This window comes from Methylibium sp. (assembly GCF_035762065.1).
GTDB lineage: Bacteria > Pseudomonadota > Gammaproteobacteria > Burkholderiales > Burkholderiaceae_C > Methylibium.
On the sequence record NZ_DASTPW010000029.1, the window covers coordinates 49,311 to 67,495 of the forward strand.

The 18,185-nt window shown below is 72.6% G+C and carries 20 protein-coding genes; 13 read left to right on the plus strand and 7 right to left on the minus strand.

Going from position 1 to position 18,185, the window contains the following annotated elements:
• Position 1: 1 nt before the first annotated feature.
• From VFR90_RS08405 to VFR90_RS08415, 3 genes are read right to left on the minus strand one after another with little or no spacing between them, the layout of a single operon-like run.
• On the minus strand, positions 2 to 796 hold the full coding sequence (locus tag VFR90_RS08405) for an SDR family oxidoreductase (RefSeq protein WP_326405660.1): 795 nt from the start codon (positions 794 to 796) through the stop codon (positions 2 to 4).
• Between the two features lie 32 nt (positions 797 to 828).
• Positions 829 to 1,365 (minus strand): hypothetical protein, encoded by a 537-nt coding sequence (locus tag VFR90_RS08410; RefSeq protein ID WP_326405661.1) that lies wholly within the window; start codon positions 1,363 to 1,365, stop codon positions 829 to 831.
• Between the two features lie 38 nt (positions 1,366 to 1,403).
• Complete coding sequence (locus VFR90_RS08415) at positions 1,404 to 4,166, minus strand: ATP-binding cassette domain-containing protein (protein WP_326405662.1); 2,763 nt, start codon at positions 4,164 to 4,166, stop codon at positions 1,404 to 1,406.
• A gap of 91 nt (positions 4,167 to 4,257) precedes the next feature.
• Here VFR90_RS08415 and VFR90_RS08420 point away from each other — a divergent pair, with 91 nt between their 5' ends.
• Both VFR90_RS08420 and VFR90_RS08425 read left to right on the plus strand, forming a co-directional pair.
• Positions 4,258 to 5,214, plus strand: coding sequence for an SGNH/GDSL hydrolase family protein (locus tag VFR90_RS08420; RefSeq protein ID WP_326405663.1), 957 nt, complete (start codon positions 4,258 to 4,260; stop codon positions 5,212 to 5,214).
• Positions 5,211 to 5,777, plus strand: a complete 567-nt coding sequence (locus VFR90_RS08425; RefSeq protein ID WP_326405664.1) for a hypothetical protein — start codon at positions 5,211 to 5,213, stop codon at positions 5,775 to 5,777. The genes VFR90_RS08420 and VFR90_RS08425 overlap by 4 nt, the downstream gene beginning before the upstream one ends.
• Positions 5,778 to 5,835: 58 nt before the next feature.
• Here the strand turns inward: VFR90_RS08425 and VFR90_RS08430 are convergent, their stop codons facing one another.
• Positions 5,836 to 6,531 (minus strand): L,D-transpeptidase, encoded by a 696-nt coding sequence (locus VFR90_RS08430; protein ID WP_326405665.1) that lies wholly within the window; start codon positions 6,529 to 6,531, stop codon positions 5,836 to 5,838.
• Between the two features lie 181 nt (positions 6,532 to 6,712).
• On the opposite strand from VFR90_RS08430, the gene VFR90_RS08435 reads away from it, so the two are divergent.
• From VFR90_RS08435 to VFR90_RS08450, 4 genes are all read left to right on the plus strand, one after another.
• Positions 6,713 to 7,168: a PA2169 family four-helix-bundle protein gene (locus tag VFR90_RS08435; RefSeq protein WP_326405666.1), complete on the plus strand. Its 456-nt coding sequence runs from the start codon at positions 6,713 to 6,715 to the stop codon at positions 7,166 to 7,168.
• 22 nt (positions 7,169 to 7,190) lie between these two features.
• Positions 7,191 to 7,481 carry a hypothetical protein gene (locus VFR90_RS08440; protein WP_326405667.1) on the plus strand — a complete coding sequence of 97 codons (291 nt, stop codon included), beginning with the start codon at positions 7,191 to 7,193 and terminating at the stop codon, positions 7,479 to 7,481.
• A gap of 45 nt (positions 7,482 to 7,526) precedes the next feature.
• A complete protein-coding gene (locus VFR90_RS08445; RefSeq protein ID WP_326405668.1) occupies positions 7,527 to 8,048 on the plus strand; it encodes a hypothetical protein in 522 nt (173 codons plus the stop codon).
• A gap of 89 nt (positions 8,049 to 8,137) precedes the next feature.
• The gene (locus VFR90_RS08450; RefSeq protein WP_326405669.1) at positions 8,138 to 8,662 is read left to right on the plus strand and encodes a DUF4142 domain-containing protein; all 525 of its coding nucleotides are present in this window, start codon (positions 8,138 to 8,140) and stop codon (positions 8,660 to 8,662) included.
• A 19-nt stretch (positions 8,663 to 8,681) separates the two neighbouring features.
• Here VFR90_RS08450 and VFR90_RS08455 read toward each other — a convergent pair whose 3' ends face one another.
• Positions 8,682 to 8,945, minus strand: a complete 264-nt coding sequence (locus VFR90_RS08455) for a hypothetical protein (RefSeq protein ID WP_326405670.1) — start codon at positions 8,943 to 8,945, stop codon at positions 8,682 to 8,684.
• A 97-nt stretch (positions 8,946 to 9,042) separates the two neighbouring features.
• Between VFR90_RS08455 and VFR90_RS08460 the strand changes: the two genes are divergently transcribed.
• On the plus strand, positions 9,043 to 9,852 hold the full coding sequence (locus VFR90_RS08460; protein ID WP_326405671.1) for a DUF4397 domain-containing protein: 810 nt from the start codon (positions 9,043 to 9,045) through the stop codon (positions 9,850 to 9,852).
• A gap of 13 nt (positions 9,853 to 9,865) precedes the next feature.
• On the opposite strand, the gene VFR90_RS08465 is transcribed toward VFR90_RS08460, so the two are convergent.
• Positions 9,866 to 11,797 (minus strand): serine/threonine-protein kinase, encoded by a 1,932-nt coding sequence (locus tag VFR90_RS08465; protein ID WP_326405672.1) that lies wholly within the window; start codon positions 11,795 to 11,797, stop codon positions 9,866 to 9,868.
• A gap of 148 nt (positions 11,798 to 11,945) precedes the next feature.
• Here VFR90_RS08465 and VFR90_RS08470 point away from each other — a divergent pair, with 148 nt between their 5' ends.
• From VFR90_RS08470 to VFR90_RS08485, 4 genes are all read left to right on the plus strand, one after another.
• A complete protein-coding gene (locus VFR90_RS08470; protein WP_326405673.1) occupies positions 11,946 to 13,088 on the plus strand; it encodes an alpha-hydroxy acid oxidase in 1,143 nt (380 codons plus the stop codon).
• A gap of 172 nt (positions 13,089 to 13,260) precedes the next feature.
• Complete coding sequence (locus tag VFR90_RS08475) at positions 13,261 to 13,800, plus strand: TRAP transporter small permease subunit (protein ID WP_326405674.1); 540 nt, start codon at positions 13,261 to 13,263, stop codon at positions 13,798 to 13,800.
• A gap of 67 nt (positions 13,801 to 13,867) precedes the next feature.
• Positions 13,868 to 15,367 carry a TRAP transporter large permease gene (locus VFR90_RS08480; RefSeq protein ID WP_326405675.1) on the plus strand — a complete coding sequence of 500 codons (1,500 nt, stop codon included), beginning with the start codon at positions 13,868 to 13,870 and terminating at the stop codon, positions 15,365 to 15,367.
• A 9-nt stretch (positions 15,368 to 15,376) separates the two neighbouring features.
• Complete coding sequence (locus tag VFR90_RS08485; RefSeq protein ID WP_326405676.1) at positions 15,377 to 16,204, plus strand: DUF72 domain-containing protein; 828 nt, start codon at positions 15,377 to 15,379, stop codon at positions 16,202 to 16,204.
• Here the strand turns inward: VFR90_RS08485 and VFR90_RS08490 are convergent.
• A complete protein-coding gene (locus tag VFR90_RS08490) occupies positions 16,143 to 16,577 on the minus strand; it encodes a TraR/DksA family transcriptional regulator (protein ID WP_326405677.1) in 435 nt (144 codons plus the stop codon). The genes VFR90_RS08485 and VFR90_RS08490 overlap by 62 nt on opposite strands.
• Positions 16,578 to 16,684: 107 nt before the next feature.
• Here VFR90_RS08490 and VFR90_RS08495 point away from each other — a divergent pair, with 107 nt between their 5' ends.
• Together VFR90_RS08495 and VFR90_RS08500 are read left to right on the plus strand one after the other, a co-directional pair.
• On the plus strand, positions 16,685 to 16,924 hold the full coding sequence (locus VFR90_RS08495) for a hypothetical protein (protein ID WP_326405678.1): 240 nt from the start codon (positions 16,685 to 16,687) through the stop codon (positions 16,922 to 16,924).
• On the plus strand, positions 16,921 to 18,185 hold a 1,265-nt coding region (locus VFR90_RS08500), incomplete at its 3' end, for a cytochrome P450 (RefSeq protein WP_326405679.1). The genes VFR90_RS08495 and VFR90_RS08500, both read left to right, overlap by 4 nt.

Sequence of the window (18,185 nt, forward strand, 5' to 3'; positions counted from 1 at the left end):
GTCAGGGCCAGGAGGTCTCGCGCATGGGCAGCACCATCAGCTCGGGGATCACCGTCTCCTCGGGCTGCGTGAGCACGAAGAGCACGCTGCGCGCGACGTGCGCAGGGTCCTGCAGCACGCCGGGGTCGATGTCGGGGAAGCGGTCGAGCAGGAACGGGGTGCGCATGCCGCCGGCCACCACCGCGCAGACCTTGATGCCCTGCGGCCGCAGTTCCGCGTGCAGGGCGTGCGAGAGCCCCAGCAGCCCCCATTTCGTCGCGTGGTAGGCGCTGGCGTTGGGCCAGGCGCGCTTGGAGGCGGTCGAGGCGATGTTGACGATGTGCCCGCGCACGCCGCCCGCGCCGCCCTGCGCGAGCATCCGCTGCGCCGCGTGCTTGGCGACGAAGAAGGGCCCGCTCAGGTTCGTGCGCACGATGCGGTCCCAATCCACCGCCTGCAGCTCGCCGATCGGCGCGGTGACGTCGACCGCCGCGTTGTTGATCACCGCGTCGAGCGAGCCGCAGACCTCGGCGACCTCGGCCACCAGCTTCTGCACCGCCATTTCGTGGCCGACGTCGACCGCGAAGGCGCGCGCCTCGACGCCGGTGTCGCGCAACGCGGCCGCGGCGGCTTCGGCGCCGTCGAGCATCAGGTCGGCCACCGCGATGCGCGCGCCGGCCGCGCCGAGCGCCTTGCCGATCTCGGCGCCCAGCCCGCGCGCGCCGCCGGTGACGAGCACCGTGCGTCCGGCGAGCGGGCCCTGCGGGCCGGCCCCGGCGGCCGGGGGTTGCACGAGGCTGGCGAGCTTGTCGGTCATGGGTCTTCCTTGGAGGTCGTCGATCGGTGGGTTCAGCAGGCGAGCGACTGCCGCTCGCGCACGGCACGCGCATGGCGCTCCCACGCCATCGCGCGCAGGTTCGCGGCGACGGCGGTGCCGATCGCCTCGTCGTACCAGCTCTCGGCGCCGCTGACCGCGACGACGATGCCGTCGAGCACGACCGCGCCGTGCAGCAGGCTGTCGCCGCGGCGCAGCAGGTGCGCCAGGCCGGCATGCACCTTCGCGCCCGAGGCGTCGAGCCGCCAGCTGGTGCGCGCCTTCGCGCGCGCGAATTCGAGGTAGTCGGCGTCCCATTGCGAGCGGGGCTTGCCGAAGCTCGCGGTGTGCAACACCGCGTCCTCGAAGCCGGCGTCGCCCGGCTGCAGGCCAGGGTCCATCACGACGATCGCGATCACGCCGCTGCCGCACATCTCGTGCTGGCCCAGCACCGCTTCGATCATCGGCTCGGCAAGGTCGACGGCCCGGCGCGCGGTTTGCGCATCGGCGTAGCAGCTGCGCGCCGCGTCGAGCGTCGAAGCAAGTGGTGCAGTGGGCGGAGGCGGCGTCATGGCAGCCGCTTGGGCAAGCGACATGCCCGGCCAGCCACTCAACCCGCCCCGCGCGTCGCGCCGGCAAGCGCGGCCAGCGTCGAGATCAGTTCGCGCGGATCGGCCGGTTTGCCGAGGTGGCTCTGGAAGCCGGCAAGCAGCGCTTCGACGCGGTCGCTCGCCTGCGCGTGGCCGGTGAGCGCCAGCGCGGGCAGGCGCTGCTCGAGCGGCACGCCGCGCTCGGCTTCGAGCCGGCGCAGGCCGCGCACGACGTCGTGCCCGTCCTCCTCGCCCAGGGAGATGTCGCAGACGAACAACTGCGGCCAGGCGCTCGCCGGCTGCGCGCGCAGCCAGTCCAGCGCCGCGTCGCCGCGCTCGAAGCCGAGCACCGTCGCGCCGCGGGTCTCCAGCATGCCGGCCAGCGCTTCGAGCGCGTCGCGCTGGTCGTCGATGCACAGCACCGCGAGCCCGTCGAGCCGCGTCGAGGCCTCGGCTTCGGCATGCCGGCTCGTGGCGGGCACCGCGATCGCGCGCAGCGGCAGCTCGACCACGTAGCGCATCCCGTGCGCGGCGCCGGGCGCTTCGATGCGGAAGCGCCCGCCCTGGCGCTCGATCACCGAGCGCAGCGCCAGCGGGTCGAGCGGCTCGCCCGGCTCGGGCCGCGCCGCGTCCGCGCCGGCACGGCCGCGCCGGGCCGGCGCGACGGGCGTCGCCGCCTGATGCCGCCCGTCGGTGACGGCGAAGCGCAGCTCGGGCCCCGCGCGTTCGAGCCGCAGCGCGATGCGCCCGCCGGGCGGCGTCGCCTGCAGCGCGGCCTGCAGCACCGCGTGCAGCGCGTCGCCGAGCGCGTGCGGGTCGCCGGTGACGCTGGCGTCGCCGGTCAGCAGCTCGGTGTAGAGCCGCACCTGCGCCGCGTCGAGCGCCTCGCGCAGGCCGTCGACGATCGGCGCGAGCAGCAGCTCCAGGTTGACCGGCTGGCGCGCGAGCTTGCGTTCGAGCTGCTCGAACTGCCGCTGCTGCAGCTGCAGGCTCCACAACTGCGCATACAGGCCGTCGCGCTCGAGCAGCGCCTCGTGGCGGCCGCGCTCGACGATGCGGCCCTTGTCCATCACGACGATCTCGTCGGCATTCACCACCGTCGAGAGCCGGTGCGCGATCACGAGCGTCGTGCGCTCGCGCGACAGCCGTTCGAGCTCGGTCTGGATGGCGCGCTCGGCGCGGGTGTCGAGCGCCGAGGTCGCCTCGTCGAAGATCAGGATCGGCGCGTTCTTCAGCACCGCGCGCGCGATCGCGATGCGCTGCTTCTCGCCGCCGGAGAGCTTCAGCCCGCGCTCGCCGACGACCGTGTCGTACTGCTGCGGCAAGGCGGTGACGAACTCGTGCACCTGCGCGGCCTTCGCCGCCTCGACCACCTCGGCCACGCCCGCGCCGAGCCGGCCGTAGGCGATGTTCGCGACGATCGTGTCGTTGAACAGCACCGTGTCCTGCAGCACCACGCCGATCGCGCGGCGCAGCGAGGCGAGCGGCACCGCCGCGACGTCCTGCCCGTCGATGGTGATGCGGCCGGCTTGCGGATCGTGCTGGCGCAGCAGCAGGCGCGCGAGCGTCGACTTGCCCGAGCCGCTGCCGCCGACCACCGCCACCGTGCTGCCGGCGGGGATCGAGAGGCTCAGGTCGGCGATCACCGTGCGGCCCGGCTCGTAGCCGAAGCTCACCCGCTCGAAGGCGACCGCCGCGCCGCGCAGTTCGAGCTCGCGGGCCTGCGCGGCGTCGCGCACCTCGGGCTCCTCCTCGAGCAGCGTGAACAGGCGCTCGGTGTTGACCAGCGCGTCCTTCGCCTCGCGGAACACGAAGCCGAGCGCGTTCAGCGGCAGGCAGATCTGGATCACGTAGGCGTTGACGAGCACCAGGTCGCCGACGGTCATCGCGCCGCGCGCCGTCTGCTCGCCCGCCAGCAGCATCACCGCGGCCACGCCCAGCGCGATGATGGCGCCCTGCCCCACGTGCAGCGCCGACAGCGCACGCTGGCTCGCGAGCTGCTCGTCGATCGCCTGCGACCACAGCCGGTGGTGGCGCTCGCGTTCGTGGGCCTCGGTCGCGAAGGCCTTGACCGCGTCGAAGTTGATCAGGCTGTCCACCAGGTGCGCGGCGGCGCGCGCGTCCATGTCGATCAGCCGGCGCTGGTGCACGACGCGGCGCTGCGTCAGCGTGACGGTGTAGGCCGCATAGAGCACGAAGGTCGCGAGGATCACCGCGGTGAAGCTCCAGCCGTAGCCGGCACTCATCACCAGCAGCACCGCGGAGAACTCGATCAGCGTGGGCACCACGGTGAACAGCGCCGCGCCGAGCAGGTAGCCGATGCCGCGCGTGCCGCGCTCGACGTCGCGCAGCACCGTCCCCGTCTGCCGGCGCGCATGGAACCGGTGGCCGAGCGCGAGCAGCTGGGCGAAGCTGCGCTCGGCGAAATCGGCGACGGTGGCGTGCGTGACGCGCGCGAAGACGAGGTCGCGCAATTCGGTGAACAGCGTGCTGGAAAAGCGCAGCAGCGCGTAGCCGACCAGCAGGAAGACCGGCACGACCAGCACCACCGGCACGTCGGCCGCCGGCGGGCCGACGACGAGGCCGGCCACGTCGCCGGCCAGCCCGCCCGGCGCGCTGAAGCGATCGACGACCTTCTTCAGCAACCAGGGCACCGCGACGCCGGCAAGCTTGGCCGCCACCAGCAGCGCCAGCGCCAGCAGCGCGCGGCGCCGGTGGCGCCAGATGGAAGACCACAGCGCGGCGAACACGCGCGAGCGGAACGAGGCTTCGTCCTGCAGCATCGCCGCCTGTTGGCGAACGGCATGCCTGCCTCCGCGCGCGGCGGCACGGGCCTTGCCGAAACGGCTTCGAAGCGATGACACGAAAGCCTCGATGCCTGCCCACGAACCTCGATCGATCCCGTCCGATGCGCGCGCCGCCTTCGCCGCGCTCGGCCTACTGCTCGGCGCCGGCGCCTTGCTGCTCGCGCAGACGCAGCGCATCCGCCGGCTGCTGCCGGCGGCGCGCGCGGTCGCGCGGCACACGCGGCGCTTCGAGCGCGAGCACGTCGACGGCGTCGCGCAAGGCCGCGTGCTGATCCTCGGCGACTCGACCGCGGTGGGCGTCGGCGCGGACGACCCGCGGCACTCGCTGGCCGGGTGGCTCGCGCACGACCTGCCGCGCTCGCAAATCGTCAACCTCGCGCGCTCGGGCGCGACGGTGGCCGACACGCTCGACGACTACGAGGCCTGGCTCGCGACGCAGCCGGCTGAGGCGCCGCGTTTCGATCTCGTCGTCGTGCAGGCCGGCGGCAACGACGCGCTGCGGCACACGCCGCTCGCGCGGGTGCGTGCCGACGCCGACCGGCTGCTGCGCCGGCTGGGGCGCGAACAGGCGCGCCGCTGCGTCTGGCTGGGGCCGGCGAACATCGGTCTCGCGCCGGTGTTCATCGCGCCGTTCTCGTGGTGGATGAGCTCGCGAACGCGGCGCGTCGTCGAAGCGATCGAGCGTTGCGCGCATGCGCACGGCGCGCGCTTCGTGAGCTTCTGGCGCACGCGCGACGAAGACCCGTTCTCGCGCGACGTGCCCACCTGGTACGCGCGCGACGGCCTGCATCCGAGCGCGAACAGCTACCGCTGGTGCTATCGGCAAGCGCTGCACGAGCGCGTGCTGCATCTGCGTGGCCAGCTGCGCCGCGACACGTGGCGCATGCGCGCCGCCGATGCGCCGGCACGCATGCCACGGGCATGCCCGTTGCCTGTTTTCGCTGCGGCTCGCCAAGAGGCATTGGCCGTGGCCGCCCGCGAGAGCGAAGCGGCTTCAATCCACCACTCTAGGAGAGACAGATGAAATCCATTTCCAAGTACTGGCCGGCGGCCGTCGCGGTGTCGAGCGTGATCGCGCTGGGCGTGGTGCAGGCCCAGACGTCGACCTCGCCCTCCACGACGCCGTCCACCAGCACCACCCCGGGCACCACCGGTCAAGGCTCGACGACCGATTCGTCGGGCAGCACCAGCGGCACCGGCACGCAGGGCCCGGCGAGCACCGGCAACCCCGGCACCTCCGCGCAGGGCGGCACGCAAGGCGGCCCGCAACCCGGTTCGGGCGGCACCAGCGGCACGGGCTCGATGAGCGGCTCGTCGGCCCAGCCGAACCCGAGCAACGAAGCCGCCACCGGCAGCACCCGCGGCAGCGGCAGCGGCTACTCGGGCGGCTCGACGCAGGACGCCGGCACGAGCGGCGCTTCCGGCAGCTCGGGCAGGACGTCGGGCGGCACGTCAGGCGGCAGCATGGGTGGTACCTCGGGCACCTCGGGCACCTCGGGCACGTCGAGCGGCTCCTCGTCGATGGATGCCGGCTCGTCGTCTTCGAGCGATCCGTCGATGCGCGCCGCGCGCAGCGACCGCAACTGATCGAGCGGTTCGCCTTCGGCCCCGCGCCGCGTCCATCGCGGCGCGGGGCCGTTTTGCTTCAAGGGCTGGCTCGGCTCGCGAGCGTCGCCGGCACCGCGAAGCGTGGGAACACCTCGGCGAGCGTGCGCGTCTCGGGCAGCACGTAGAACGCGCCGCGGTCGCGCGCGCTCGCGCCGCGGCCGAAGCTCGCGGTGATCACGCGGTCGAAGAAGGCGGTCGGGACGTTGATGCAGCCGAAGGAGATGCGGTTGTCGGCCGCGCTGCGGGTAGCGATGCGCTGGTGGCGCCGCTCGCTCGCATCGATCGCGCGCAGCGGGTGCATCGACACCGCCGCGTCGTAGTCGACCCAGAAGATGCGGTCGCCGCGCGTGTTGATGCCGGCCTCCAGCTCGAAGCGGCCCGCGGGCGTGGTGCGCTCCGAAGGCCTGACCTGCTCGAGCGGGCGCTCGCCGATGCCGGGCACCGAGTCGTCGCCCTTCGCAAGCCCCAGCAGCACCGGCGTCGCCGCGGCCATGCGCCCGCCCGGCTCGAAGACGTAGAGCGCGGCGGCGGTCTTGTCGAGGATCGCGAACGGCCGGCCGCGCTGGTCATGGGTGCGCAGCACTTCGGCGACGACCAGGCGCACGGTCGACGAGGCGCGCGCCATCAGGGCCGCGTCGCGCGCCGCCTGGCGTGCGTGCGGCGGGTCGGCCAGCGAGGGCAGCGCGAGGCTTGCAAGCAGGCATGCGAGGGCGGCGCGCGGTGTCCGGCTCATGGCGCGCAGACGGCAAGCGACGCGCCCGTCGCAGCGCTCGCGGGCACGCCGGCTGCCACGCATCGATCCCCGGCCGCCGCGGCGGCATGAGGTGTCGTGGCCCTGAGGCAGCGCCTGGGCCTTGCGGCAAATCCTTCTGTCGCGCCACGGCCCGGCATCTCTTGAACAAAAGGAGCACAGCATGAGCAGCAACGACGACACGATCGACACGCTGAACGATCTGATCGAGACCACGAAAGACGGCGAGTACGGCTTCCGCGCCTGCGCAGAGCAGGCGAAGTCGCCGGAGCTGAAGCAGCTGCTGGCCGACCGCGCGGCGCAGTGCGCCGAAGGCGCCGGCGAGCTGCAGTCGATCGTCAGCTCGCTCGGCGGCAAGGCCGAGGACAGCGGCACCGCCAGCGGCGCGATGCACCGCGGCTGGGTCTCGGTGCGCAGCACGCTCAGCAGCTTCACCGACCTCGCGGTGCTCGAAGAGTGCGAGCGTGGCGAGGACAAGGCCCTGGCCCGGTACCGCAGCGCGCTCGAGCAGCCCTTGCCGCCCGAGGTGCGCAGCATCGTCGAGCGGCAAAGCCGTGGCGTGCAGGCCAACCACGACTTGATCCGGGATCGCCGCAACAGCCTGCGCGCGGCCGCCTGAAACACCCATCTTGGAGATCGACATGAACAACAAGCCCCTCGCCCTCGCCTGTGCCGGCGCCTTGCTCGCCGCACTGACCCTCTCCGCCTGCGACCGGCGCGATGCCGGCACCGCGCCGACCCCGCAGACCGCCCCGGGAACCGACAGCAACAGCACGACGCCGGGTGGCGGCACGTCGACGACGCCGCCGGCCGGCGGCACCGGCGGCAGCATGGGCGGCACCGGCGGCACGGGCAGCGGCAGCATGGGTGGTACCGGCACGATGCCGAGCGACTCGGCGGCCTCCGCGCCCGGCACGGGCGCGAGCCGCTGACGCGCCGTACGGCGCGGGCCGTTCGCCAGCCGGAGGAGGCAGCCGATGAGCCGGCGCGCCGATCCGCCCGGGCGGCGGCCGCCGAGCGTCGCGAGGCCGACGCTCGGCTTCGATCTCGAGCACGGGATTGCCGCGCGCGCGATGGCGATGACGCATCACCTCGCGCGCGGGCCGCTGTGGGTCGGCGTCGCGGCGCTGCTGCTGTTCGCCGGCACGCCCGATCGCTGGCGCACCGTGTGGCCGATGGCGGTCGCCGCGGCGCTCATCGTCTGCGTGCAGCGCACCTTCGCGAGGCTGCTCGACGGCCGCCGCCGCTGGTGGCGCCCCGAGCGCGAGCGCCACGAGGCCTTCGCGCACGGTCTTTCCACGCGCACGGTGCTGGTCGCCTCGACGATGTCCTTGCTGATCGGCTGGCTGCATCCGGCGGCGAGCGGGCCGCTGTGGACGCTGTGGTTCGTCGTCTGCGCGGCCGACATCCTGATCGCGGAGCAGGCGCTGGACGACACGCTGCGGCGCGCCGGCATGGGCGCCGCCACCGCGGTGGTCGTGATCGCGCTGATGACCTGACCCGATGGCCGCTTCCCGCAGCGCGTTCGCCCGTGCGGGAACGGGGGTTGCCAAATCGGTCCATGTCCCACTGCTCGAGGAGCTGATCCATGAAGCGCAATTCCCTCCGTATCACCGTCGCCGCCGTGGCGCTCGGTTTCGCCGGCCTGGCTGCGGCCCAATCGCAAATCGCCCGCGCGGATGCCGCGTTCCTGAAGGATGCCGCGCAGGCCGGCATGACCGAGATCGAGGGCAGCAAGCTCGCGGTCTCGAAGGCCCAGTCGCCGCAGGTCAAGGCCTTCGCCGACCAGATGATCACGGACCACACCAAGATGGGCGAGCAGGTCAAGGCGATGGCCGCGAGCAAGAACGTCGAGCTGCCGACCGAGCCGTCGATCAAGCAGAAGGCCGAGCTGAAGCTGATCGAAAGCGCGAAGGGCGCCGAGTTCGACGAGCGCTACGCGAGCCGCATCGGCGTCGCCGCGCACGAGAACACGGTCAAGCTGTTCCGCAAGGCCTCGACCGAGGCGAAGGATCCCGAGGTCAAGCAGCTCGCGACGCAAGCGCTGCCCAACCTCGAGCACCACCTGAAGATGGCGCAGGACCTGAAGTCCTCCGTCGCCTCGGCGAAGTAGCCGCGGGCACGCGAGCGGCTCACGGCTCGCGAGGCCGATCCCCGCCGTGCCGGTGGGGGTCGGCCTTTTTCACGCCGCGGATGTTCATCGCCGCGAGCGCGACCTGCAGCAGCAGCAACGCCGGTGCGTTCGTGTGCCAGGCCCAGGCGATCCAAGCGACGTTGCTCGCGAGGAAGATCCAGAAGCCCCATTGGCGCCGCCGCTTGCGCTCGGAGCCGACGAGCCACGAAGCCGCGATCGCCATGAGCATCGCGGGCCATTGGAGGAGGTCGAGGAGGTTCATCGATGCATCGCATGGCAATCGGCGTGCGACGCGGGCACGGGCGTTGCCGCAGAGGGCCACCGTCCCGTTGCGGGACACGTGATGAACAGGTGATGCGATGACCGATGCAGTGAACCATGCGCGCCGCGCGACGATGATCCGTGCGCTGGGCTTGACCCTGGCCTCCTCCGGCCTGCTCGTCGCGTGCGGCGGCGGCGACGACGACGACGACATCGACGATCGCGCCGATCTGGCCGATCCGAAGCTGCGCTTCGTGCACGCGGTGCCGGGGGCGCCGAACGTCACGCTGGTGCGCAACGGCAACCCCGAGTCGAACGCGACCAACGTGCCCTACAAGTACGGCTCGCAGTACTACGACGTCGGCACCGACACCACCGGCCTGTCGCTGCGCGTCGCCTCGACGAACGCCGAGGTCGCGACCACGAGCTTCCCCGCGCGCCGCGGCAACCGCTACACGACGATCGCGCTGCCGACGACCTCCGGCGTCGAGCTGCTGACGATCGACGACCCGTACAACAAGAGCCTGACGTCCGACAACGCGCGCGTGCGCTTCGTCAACGCGGCGGTCAATGCGCAGAGCTTCGACGTCTACCTGACCGCGCCGGGCGTCGATCTCGCGACGGTGAGCCCGCGCATCGGCGCGCTCGGCTACAAGCAGGTGGTGCCGGCGACGACGGCCGACTCGATCGAGATCGAAGGCGGCAACTACCAGATCCGCCTGACGCCGGCCGGCAGCAAGACGGCCTTCTTCAGCACCGCGGCGGTCGCGGTACCGAGGAACGGCGACTGGCTGTTCGTCGCGCTGCCCGACGACGGCGCGATCGCGACGCCGAACCGCGTGCGGCTGCTGCTGGTGCGCGCGGACGACAGCGCGGATGCAACCGACGAGCTGACCAGCACCGTCTGACCGAAGCGGCCGGTCAAAGGCACCGGCTCTTCAGGACCTCGCGCTCGCCCGGGTCGAGCGGGCGGCCGATGTACTGGCGCGCGAGCAGCGCCGGACACGGCGAGGCCGGCGCGACCGGCTCCTCGATGCGCGGTGCGGCGGCCTGGGTGGGCGGCGCCTTCGCGGCCGGCGCGGCGGGCTCGGGCCTCGCGGCTGCGCGAGGTGCTGCTAGGCGCGGCGATGCGGCCGGCACCGGCGGCTCGGCTCGGCGACCGGCCGGCGGCGCGACCGCCTCCGCCGCGACTGGCAGCTCGATGCCGGGCGGCTCGGCTTGCACCTTCGGGGCGGCGACCTCGGCATCGGGCGCGGCGGCCTCGGCGGCCGGCGAAGCGTTCGGCGCGGCCGGCGCTGCAGCTGCGGCGGCGGCCGATGCCGCTTCGGTGGCCGCCGGCGCCGTGCCTTCGACAACCGGCCCGGCGGCTGTCGGCTCCAGGGGCTCAGGGATCGGGGACGACGCCGCAGCTTCCTTGGCGCGTGCCTGCGCGGCCTGCGGCGGTTCGCCCACGGCACGCTGCGCGTCGGCGCTCGTCGGTGCCGCGTGCTCGAAAGGATTTAGCAAAAGGAGCCCGGCCGCCGCAAGGCCGGCGACGGCACCCAGCCCGACCAGCCAGCCCAGGTGCTGCGGGCTGCGCTCGCGCCGCGCGGCGCGAGGCCGGCGTTCATGCGGCTCGGCGCGAGTGTCCGGCTCGGGCGCCACGGCGGCGGCTGGCGGGGCGGGCGTGTCGGCCGCGTCGGCGCGCGTCGCGCCCGGGATGTCGGCCGCAGCAGCAGACGCGGCAGCGCCCGCTGCGGCCATCGCCGCGGCGCCGGCCGTGCGTGCGGGCGCGGGTTCGACCGTTGGCGGCTCGTCGGCGTCCGCCGCCGGGAGCACCGAGATCGGCACATCCACCACGCCGATGGGCGCCGGCTCGACGACCTCGGCAGCCACCGCGTCGCTCGCGGCCTCGACCACCGCGACGGCTTCGGGCAGGTCGAGGTTCATCAGCAGCGACTCGCCGTTGACGCGCGCCCGCGCGCGCCGCTCGTGCAGGCCCATGCGCGACATGAAGCGCGGCAGATCCCGCGGCCGTTCGCGCGGGCGCAGCGCGAGGCCGCAATCGAGGCCGTGCAGCAGCGCGTCGGCGTACTCGCCCGCCAGCGCGTCGAGCAGCGGCTCCTGCACGTCGTAGGCCGCCCGATGCACCGGCGCCTGCGGCGGCCGCCCGCGCAGCGCGAAGTGCGCGATCGCGGCGAGCGCGTAGATGTCGGTCCACGGGCCCATCGGGCCGTGGCGTCCGTCGCCGGCGCATTCGAGCGCGGCATACGGGTCGCGCTCGGACTCGCGCGCATCGCCGGCGAGCATGCGGCGCGTGCGCGAGAACTCCATCACCAGCAGCCGGCCGGAGTCGAGCAGCATCACCTGCGAAGGCGACAGGTGGCCGTGGCAGCCGCGCAGCTGCTGCACCGGCACCAGCGCGTCGGCCATCGCGCGCAGCCAGCTCGCGAGCTGTTCCTCGGCCGGCGGTGCGGGTGCGGCGCGCAGCACCGCGTCGAGCGTGCGGCCCTCGCACCAGGGCATCGCGTGGTACGAGGTGCCGTCTTGCGACCAGACGCGGTCGAGCTTCAGCAGGCCGGGATGGTCGAGGCTCGCGAGCTGCTCGCCGTCCTCGTCGAAGCGGCTGCGGGCGTCCTCGAATTCGCCGGCGCGCTGGGGCAGCGGCTCGACGCGGCCGTCGACGCGCGTCGAGAGCCCCGGCGGAAAGTACTCGCGCACCGCGAGCGCGCCGCCGCGGTCGTCGAGCATGCGGTACACGTGGCCGCTCGGCCCCGCGCCGACGCATCCGACCACCGTGCCCACGCGCAGCCGCGCGCCGGGCAGCAGCGCATCGGGCCAGCGCGTCGCGATCAGCAACTCCTCGGCATCCATAGCCTTCGCTCGCAGCTCTCGCTTTTGGAGGTGCCGACTTTAATGACCACGGCGCTCCCGACCCCTGCACCGCAGCAACGCGATGGGACACTGCCGCACCGCGCGCCGCACCCGCCGCGGCGGGCCGTTCAGGAACACGGAGCGAGCGATGAGCGTGATCACCTGCATTGAAGACCTGCGTGTTCTCGCGCGAAAGCGCGTGCCACGCATGTTCTACGACTACGCCGACAGCGGCTCGTGGACCGAGGGCACCTACCGTGCCAACGAAAGCGAGTTCCAGCGCATCAAGTTGCGCCAGCGCGTCGCGGTGAACATGAACGACCGCACGCTGCGCACCACGATGGCCGGCCAGCCGGTGGCGATGCCGGTGGCGATCGCGCCCACCGGCCTGACCGGCATGCAGCATGCCGACGGCGAGATCCTCGGCGCGCGCGCCGCCGAGAAGTTCGGCATCCCGTTCACGCTCTCGACGATGAGCATCTGCTCGATCGAGGACATCGCCGCGCACACCAAGGCGCCGTTCTGGTTCCAGCTCTACTGGATGAAGGACCGCGACTTCATGGCCGCGCTGCTCGACCGCGCGAAGGCCGCCCGCTGCTCGGCGCTGGTGCTCACGCTCGACCTGCAGGTGCTCGGCCAGCGCCACAAGGACCTCAAGAACGGCCTGACCGCGCCACCGAAGCCGACGCTCGCGAACATCCTCGACCTGATGACCAAGCCGCGCTGGTGCCTCGGCATGGCCGGGACGCGCCGCCACCACTTCGGCAACCTGATGGGGCATGCGAAGGGCGTCACCGACATGAGCTCGCTGGGCTCGTGGACGCGCGAGCAGTTCGACCCCGAGCTCGACTGGGACGACGTCGCGTGGATCAAGCAGCGCTGGGGCGGCCGGCTGATCCTGAAGGGGATCATGGACGTCGAGGACGCGAAGCTCGCGGCGGCCAGCGGCGCCGACGCGCTGGTGGTCTCGAACCACGGCGGCCGCCAGCTCGACGGCGCGCCGGCATCGATCGAGGCGCTGCCGGCGATCGCCGACGCCGTCGGCCGCGACATCGAGGTCTGGATGGACGGCGGCATCCGCAGCGGGCAGGACGTGCTCAAGGCCGTCGCGCTCGGCGCGCGCGGCACGATGATCGGCCGGGCCTTCCTCTACGGCCTCGGGGCGCTCGGCGAGGCGGGCGTGACCAAGGCGCTGGAGCTGATCGCCAACGAGCTGTCGATCACGATGGCCTTCACCGGCCACACCGACATCACGAAGGTCGACCGCTCGATCCTGCTGATGCCGCGCTGACGCCGCCGCTCCCCACCGCCGGGTGAAGCGCAGCGCTGAGCGGCGCGCCGGCGCCGGGCTTGGGGGCAAACGCGCAAACGGGCGCGGCGAGGCGCCGCCTACACTGCCGCGGCCCCGGCGGCGCCCTGCCGCGCTGCGGCGGCTGCCCCTCCTGCGCCGAGCGCGCCCCGCCATGGATGCCTTGCTCCGCCTCGCCCGCTGGGTCGATGCACTCAACGACCGCTTCGCCTGGTTCGCCCAGTGGGCGGTGTTCGCCTCGTGCGCGATCAGCGCCGGCAACGCCGTCATGCGCTACCTGTTCGACAGCAGCTCGAACGCCTGGCTCGAGATCCAGTGGTACCTGTTCGCCGCCTGCGTGATGTTCGGCGCCGCGCAGGTGCTTCGGCTCAACGAGCACGTGCGCGTCGACGTGATCTACGGCCGCTGGCCGGCCCGCGCTCAGGTGTTCATCGACCTCTTCGGCCTCGTCTTCTTCTTCATGCCGGTGATGCTGCTGATGCTGGGGCTTTCGACCCCGCTGTTCGTCAAGTGGTACGTCACCGGCGAGATGAGCAGCAATGCCGGCGGCCTGGTGCGCTGGCCCGCGATGCTGACGCTGCCGCTGGGCTTCGGGCTGCTGACGCTGCAGGGCGCGGCCGAGATCGTCAAGCGCCTCGGCTGGCTCGCGCACCGCTACGAGATGGACACGCACTACGACAGGCCGCTGCAATGAGCGGCGAGGGCTTCCCGAGCGGGAATCCCGCCTCGGGCGGGCGGACCGCAGGGCCAAGGGGGCTCCGATGACGATGGAGAACTTCGCCCCGTTCATGTTCGGGGCGCTGATCCTCGTGATGCTGATCGGCTTCCCGGTCGCGTTCTCGCTGTCCGCGCTGGGCCTGGCCTGCGGTTTCTACGCGATCTGGATGGGCTGGTTCCCGCCGGAGTTCATGCAGGCGCTGCCGCTGAACGTGTTCGGCATCCTCAGCAACGACCTGCTGCTCGCGATCCCGTTCTTCACGCTGATGGGATCGATCCTCGAGAAGTGCGGCTTGGCCGAGGACATGCTCGATTCGATGGGCCAGCTGTTCGGCCCGGTGCGCGGCGGGCTCGGCTACTCGGTGATCATCGTCGGCTTCATCCTCGGCGCGATCACCGGCACGGTGGCGGGCCAGGTGATCGCGATGGCGATGATCTCGCTGCCGGTGATGATGAGGTACGGCTACGACATGCGCTACTCGACCGGCGTGCTCGCGGCCTCGGGCACGATCACGCAGCTGGTGCCGCCCTCGCTGGTGCTGATCGTGATGGCGGACCAGCTCGGCCAGCCGGTGGGCGACATGTACAAGGGCGCCTGGGGGCCGTCGATCCTGCAGGTGCTGATCTTCGCGATCTACACCTTCGCGCTGAGCCGCCTGAAGCCGCACCACGTGCCCGGCGTGCCGAAGGCGGCCCGCACGCTCGACGGCTGGGCGCTGTGGGCCAAGTGCCTGCGCGGGATCGTTCCCTCGGCGATCCTGATCTTCGCGGTGCTGGGCAGCATGGGCGGCCTGCCGGGCATGAAGTCGGCGATCGCGACGCCGACCGAAGCGGGCGCAATGGGCGCGGTGGGCGCCTTCATCCTCGCCGCGGTCTCGCGGCGGCTGAGCTGGCCGCTGGTGAGCCAGGCGGTCGCGGGCACGATGCGCATCACCGCGATGGTGGTCTTCATCCTGATCGGCTCGCGCGTGTTCTCGCTGGTGTTCCAGGGGGTGGACGGTGGCATCTGGGTCGAACACATGCTCTCGGGACTGCCGGGCGGACAGGTCGGCTTCCTGATCGCGGTCAACGTCTTCATCTTCTTCCTGGCCTTCTTCCTCGACTTCTTCGAGATCGCCTTCATCATCCTGCCGCTGCTCGGGCCGGTGGCCGCCAAGCTCGGGATCGATCCGATCTGGTTCGGCGTGCTGCTGTGCGTGAACATGCAGACGAGCTTCATGCATCCGCCGTTCGGCTTCGCGCTGTTCTACCTGCGCGGCATCTCGGACACGCTGTTCAAGAACGGCGCGCTTGCGCGCAAGGTCGAGTCGCGCGACATCTACCTCGGCGCGATTCCCTGGGTGCTGATGCAGCTGCTGCTGGTGGCGATCGTCATCTTCGTGCCCGAGACGGTCACGAGCTTCCTCGACCGCGGCGAGAAGATCGACACCGACAAGGTCATCATCGACGCACCCGTGCCGCAGGACTACGGCACTCAGCCCGACATGAACGACCCCTTCAGGCAGGCCCCGGCGCCGGACCCGCCGGCGAGCGCCGCGAACTGAGCGAGCCGCATGGGCGAGCCGCACAGCCTGGGCGTCATGAACCCGCCGCGCATCCGCGTCGGGGTGGGCGGCTGGACCTACGAGCCCTGGCGCGGCAGTTTCTACCCGGCCGATCTGCCGCAGACGAAGGAGCTCGCCTACGCGAGCCGCCGGCTCACCGCGATCGAGATCAACGGCACCTACTACAGCAGCCAGAAGCCGGCGACCTTCGCGAAGTGGCGCGAGGAGACGCCCGAGGGCTTCGTGTTCTCACTGAAGGCCTCGCGCTTCGCCACCAACCGGCGCGTGCTGGCCGAGGCGGGCGAGTCGATCGCGAGGTTCGTCGGCAGCGGCATCGCCGAGCTGGGGCCGAAGCTCGGGCCGATCGTCTGGCAGTTCGCACCGGGCAAGCGCTTCGAGCCGAAGGACTTCGCGGCTTTCGTCGAGCAGCTGCCGGCGCAGGTCGACGGCCTCGCGCTGCGGCACGTGCTCGACGTGCGGCATCCGAGCTTCATGTGCGCCGACTACCTCGCGCTCGCGCGCCGCCACGGCTGCGCGACGGTGTTCACCGACTCGGACGACTACCCCTCGTTCGCCGATCCGACTGCCGACTTCGTCTACGCCCGGCTGATGCGCACGCGCAGCGAGCTGGCCGAAGGCGTCGAGCCGGCGCAGCTCGACGCGCTGGCCGCCTGCGCGCGCTGCTGGCACGCCGGCTTCGAGCCGAGCGGCCTGCCGCGCGTCGAGCCGCCGCCCGCCCCGACCGGCACGCCGCGCGACGTGTTCCTCTACTTCATCAGCGGCGCGAAGGAGAAGGCACCCGCGGCGGCGATGGCGCTGCTGCGGCGGCTGGGTTGAAGCCTGCGAGCTCGCGCTCGCGCCGCTCCTGGCATTCGATGCAGCGCGCCGCGGCGGGCTGAACCTCCAGCCGGGCCGGCGGGATCTCGAGCTCGCAGTCGGTGCACAGGCCGTACTCGCCGGCATCCATGCGCTCCAGCGCCGCGCCGATGTCGCGCAGCTCGCCGCTGTCGCGGTCCTGTTCGGCATCGCTGACCGCTTCGCGGCTGCGCTGCTCGCCTTGCTCGGCGCTGTCCTGCACTTCGGTGCTGAGCCGCGTCGGCGGGCCGTCGCGTTCGCGCTGGACGCGGCGGACCTCGTCGCGCAACGCCGCGGCGCGCTCGACGAGCCGCGCGCGCAGGCGCTCCAGATGGGAGGCTTCGAGGGTGTTCATGATCGTCGTCGGATGGTCGTGTCGTCGCGCCGAAAGGCAAGCCGAGTGCCCGAGCGAGAAGGCGGCGCGCACCTTGCCCGAGACGTGCCCAGCCTCGAGGAGCATGCATGCGCAAGAACACCCGGACCGTGGTGCGCGACCAAACGATCGAGACGACCCCGCGTGTCCTGCCAAGGACCGAGGGCGGTGGCCGGTTCGAGCCGGTCGAGGGGCTCGCCGGCCCCGCCGCGCACGCACACAGCGCCGGGCTGCGCCGCGATGCCGGAGGCCGCCGCGAGGGCACCGCACGGCAAACGGCGCGGCCGGCCGGCGGCACGGCGACGACGGGTCCGAGCGCGTTCCCGTGACGAGCCGATCCGCCGAGGCGGGCGGGTCGCGGCCGTTGCCGCGCGCGGCCGGCTGGGATGCGAGCCTCGCCTTCCGCGCCGACCCCTACCGCTACATCGCACGCCAGTGCGCCGCGCTCGGCAGCGACGTCTTCGAGACCCGCCTGCTGCTTGTGCCGACGCTGTGCATGAGCGGCGCGCGCGCGGCCGAGCTGTTCTACGACGAGGCGCGCTTCTGTCGCGCCGGCGCGGCGCCGCGCGCCTTGCAGGCGACCCTGTTCGGCTGCGGCGGCGTGCAGGGCCTCGACGATGCGGCCCACCGGCATCGCAAGGCGCTGTTCCTGCGCATCACCGCCGCCGAGCGGGCCGAGCGGCTGCTGCACGGCGTACGGCGCGAGTGGGAAGCCGCGCTGCACGACTGGACGCAGGCCGGCAGCCTTTCGCTCTTCGATGCGGTGCAGCCGGTGCTGACGCGCGCGGTCTGCGACTGGGCCGGCGTGCCGGTGCCCGAGCCGCAGCTGCGACAGCGCAGCGACCAGCTCGCCGCGCTGTTCGACGGCGCCGCCGGCTCGCCGGCGCGCCACCTCGGCGCGCGCTGGTCGCGCAAGCGCGCCGAAGCGTGGCTGGCCGGGTTGATCGAGGCGGCACGCTCGCGCCGGACGCGGCTGCCCAACGGCAGCGCCGCGCAGGTGATCGCAGAGCATCGCGAACCGAACGGCGAGCTGTTGCCGGCACGCATTGCCGCGGTCGAGCTGCTCAACGTGCTGCGGCCGACGGTCGCGGTGTCGGTCTACATCGCCTTCGTCGCGCATGCATTGCAGGCGCATCCGCAGTGGAAGCCGGTGCTCGCCGAGGATGCGGAGTCCGCCGACGCGCTCGCCTTCGTGCAGGAGGTGCGACGCCATTACCCGTTCTTCCCGGCGGTCGCGGCGCGCGTGCGCGAGGACTTCGAATGGCAGGGCCACGCCTTCGTGCGCGGGCGGCGCGCACTGTTCGACCTGTACGGCAGCAACCACGACGCGCGGCTGTGGAACGAGCCCGACCGCTTCGCGCCGCAGCGCTGGCAGCAGCGACGCCCGACGCCCTGGGACCTCGTGCCGCAGGGAGGCGCGGACGCCGCGCGCCAGCACCGCTGCCCCGGCGAGGACATCGCGCTGCGCCTGATGCTGCTGGCCGCGCAGATGCTCACCCGCCGCCTGCGCTACGAGGCCCACGCGCAATCGGCGCAGATCGACATGCGCCGGTTGCCCGCGCTGCCCTGGCGCGGCTTCCTGATGGAGCG

Bases quoted from the DNA above. Each gene is read 5' to 3' on its own strand.
- VFR90_RS08465 (WP_326405672.1), bottom strand. From the start codon at position 11,797: ATGGATGCCGAGGAGTTGCTGATCGCGACGCGCTGGCCCGATGCGCTG.
- VFR90_RS08460 (WP_326405671.1), top strand. From the start codon at position 9,043: ATGACCGATGCAGTGAACCATGCGCGCCGCGCGACGATGATCCGTGCG.
- VFR90_RS08495 (WP_326405678.1), top strand. From the start codon at position 16,685: ATGCGCAAGAACACCCGGACCGTGGTGCGCGACCAAACGATCGAGACG.
- VFR90_RS08455 (WP_326405670.1), bottom strand. From the start codon at position 8,945: ATGAACCTCCTCGACCTCCTCCAATGGCCCGCGATGCTCATGGCGATC.
- VFR90_RS08475 (WP_326405674.1), top strand. From the start codon at position 13,261: ATGGATGCCTTGCTCCGCCTCGCCCGCTGGGTCGATGCACTCAACGAC.
- VFR90_RS08405 (WP_326405660.1), bottom strand. From the start codon at position 796: ATGACCGACAAGCTCGCCAGCCTCGTGCAACCCCCGGCCGCCGGGGCC.
- VFR90_RS08445 (WP_326405668.1), top strand. From the start codon at position 7,527: ATGAGCCGGCGCGCCGATCCGCCCGGGCGGCGGCCGCCGAGCGTCGCG.
- VFR90_RS08435 (WP_326405666.1), top strand. From the start codon at position 6,713: ATGAGCAGCAACGACGACACGATCGACACGCTGAACGATCTGATCGAG.
- VFR90_RS08440 (WP_326405667.1), top strand. From the start codon at position 7,191: ATGAACAACAAGCCCCTCGCCCTCGCCTGTGCCGGCGCCTTGCTCGCC.
- VFR90_RS08490 (WP_326405677.1), bottom strand. From the start codon at position 16,577: ATGAACACCCTCGAAGCCTCCCATCTGGAGCGCCTGCGCGCGCGGCTC.
- VFR90_RS08470 (WP_326405673.1), top strand. From the start codon at position 11,946: ATGAGCGTGATCACCTGCATTGAAGACCTGCGTGTTCTCGCGCGAAAG.
- VFR90_RS08430 (WP_326405665.1), bottom strand. From the start codon at position 6,531: ATGAGCCGGACACCGCGCGCCGCCCTCGCATGCCTGCTTGCAAGCCTC.
- VFR90_RS08420 (WP_326405663.1), top strand. From the start codon at position 4,258: ATGCCTGCCCACGAACCTCGATCGATCCCGTCCGATGCGCGCGCCGCC.
- VFR90_RS08450 (WP_326405669.1), top strand. From the start codon at position 8,138: ATGAAGCGCAATTCCCTCCGTATCACCGTCGCCGCCGTGGCGCTCGGT.
- VFR90_RS08485 (WP_326405676.1), top strand. From the start codon at position 15,377: ATGGGCGAGCCGCACAGCCTGGGCGTCATGAACCCGCCGCGCATCCGC.
- VFR90_RS08415 (WP_326405662.1), bottom strand. From the start codon at position 4,166: ATGCTGCAGGACGAAGCCTCGTTCCGCTCGCGCGTGTTCGCCGCGCTG.
- VFR90_RS08480 (WP_326405675.1), top strand. From the start codon at position 13,868: ATGACGATGGAGAACTTCGCCCCGTTCATGTTCGGGGCGCTGATCCTC.
- VFR90_RS08410 (WP_326405661.1), bottom strand. From the start codon at position 1,365: ATGACGCCGCCTCCGCCCACTGCACCACTTGCTTCGACGCTCGACGCG.
- VFR90_RS08425 (WP_326405664.1), top strand. From the start codon at position 5,211: ATGAAATCCATTTCCAAGTACTGGCCGGCGGCCGTCGCGGTGTCGAGC.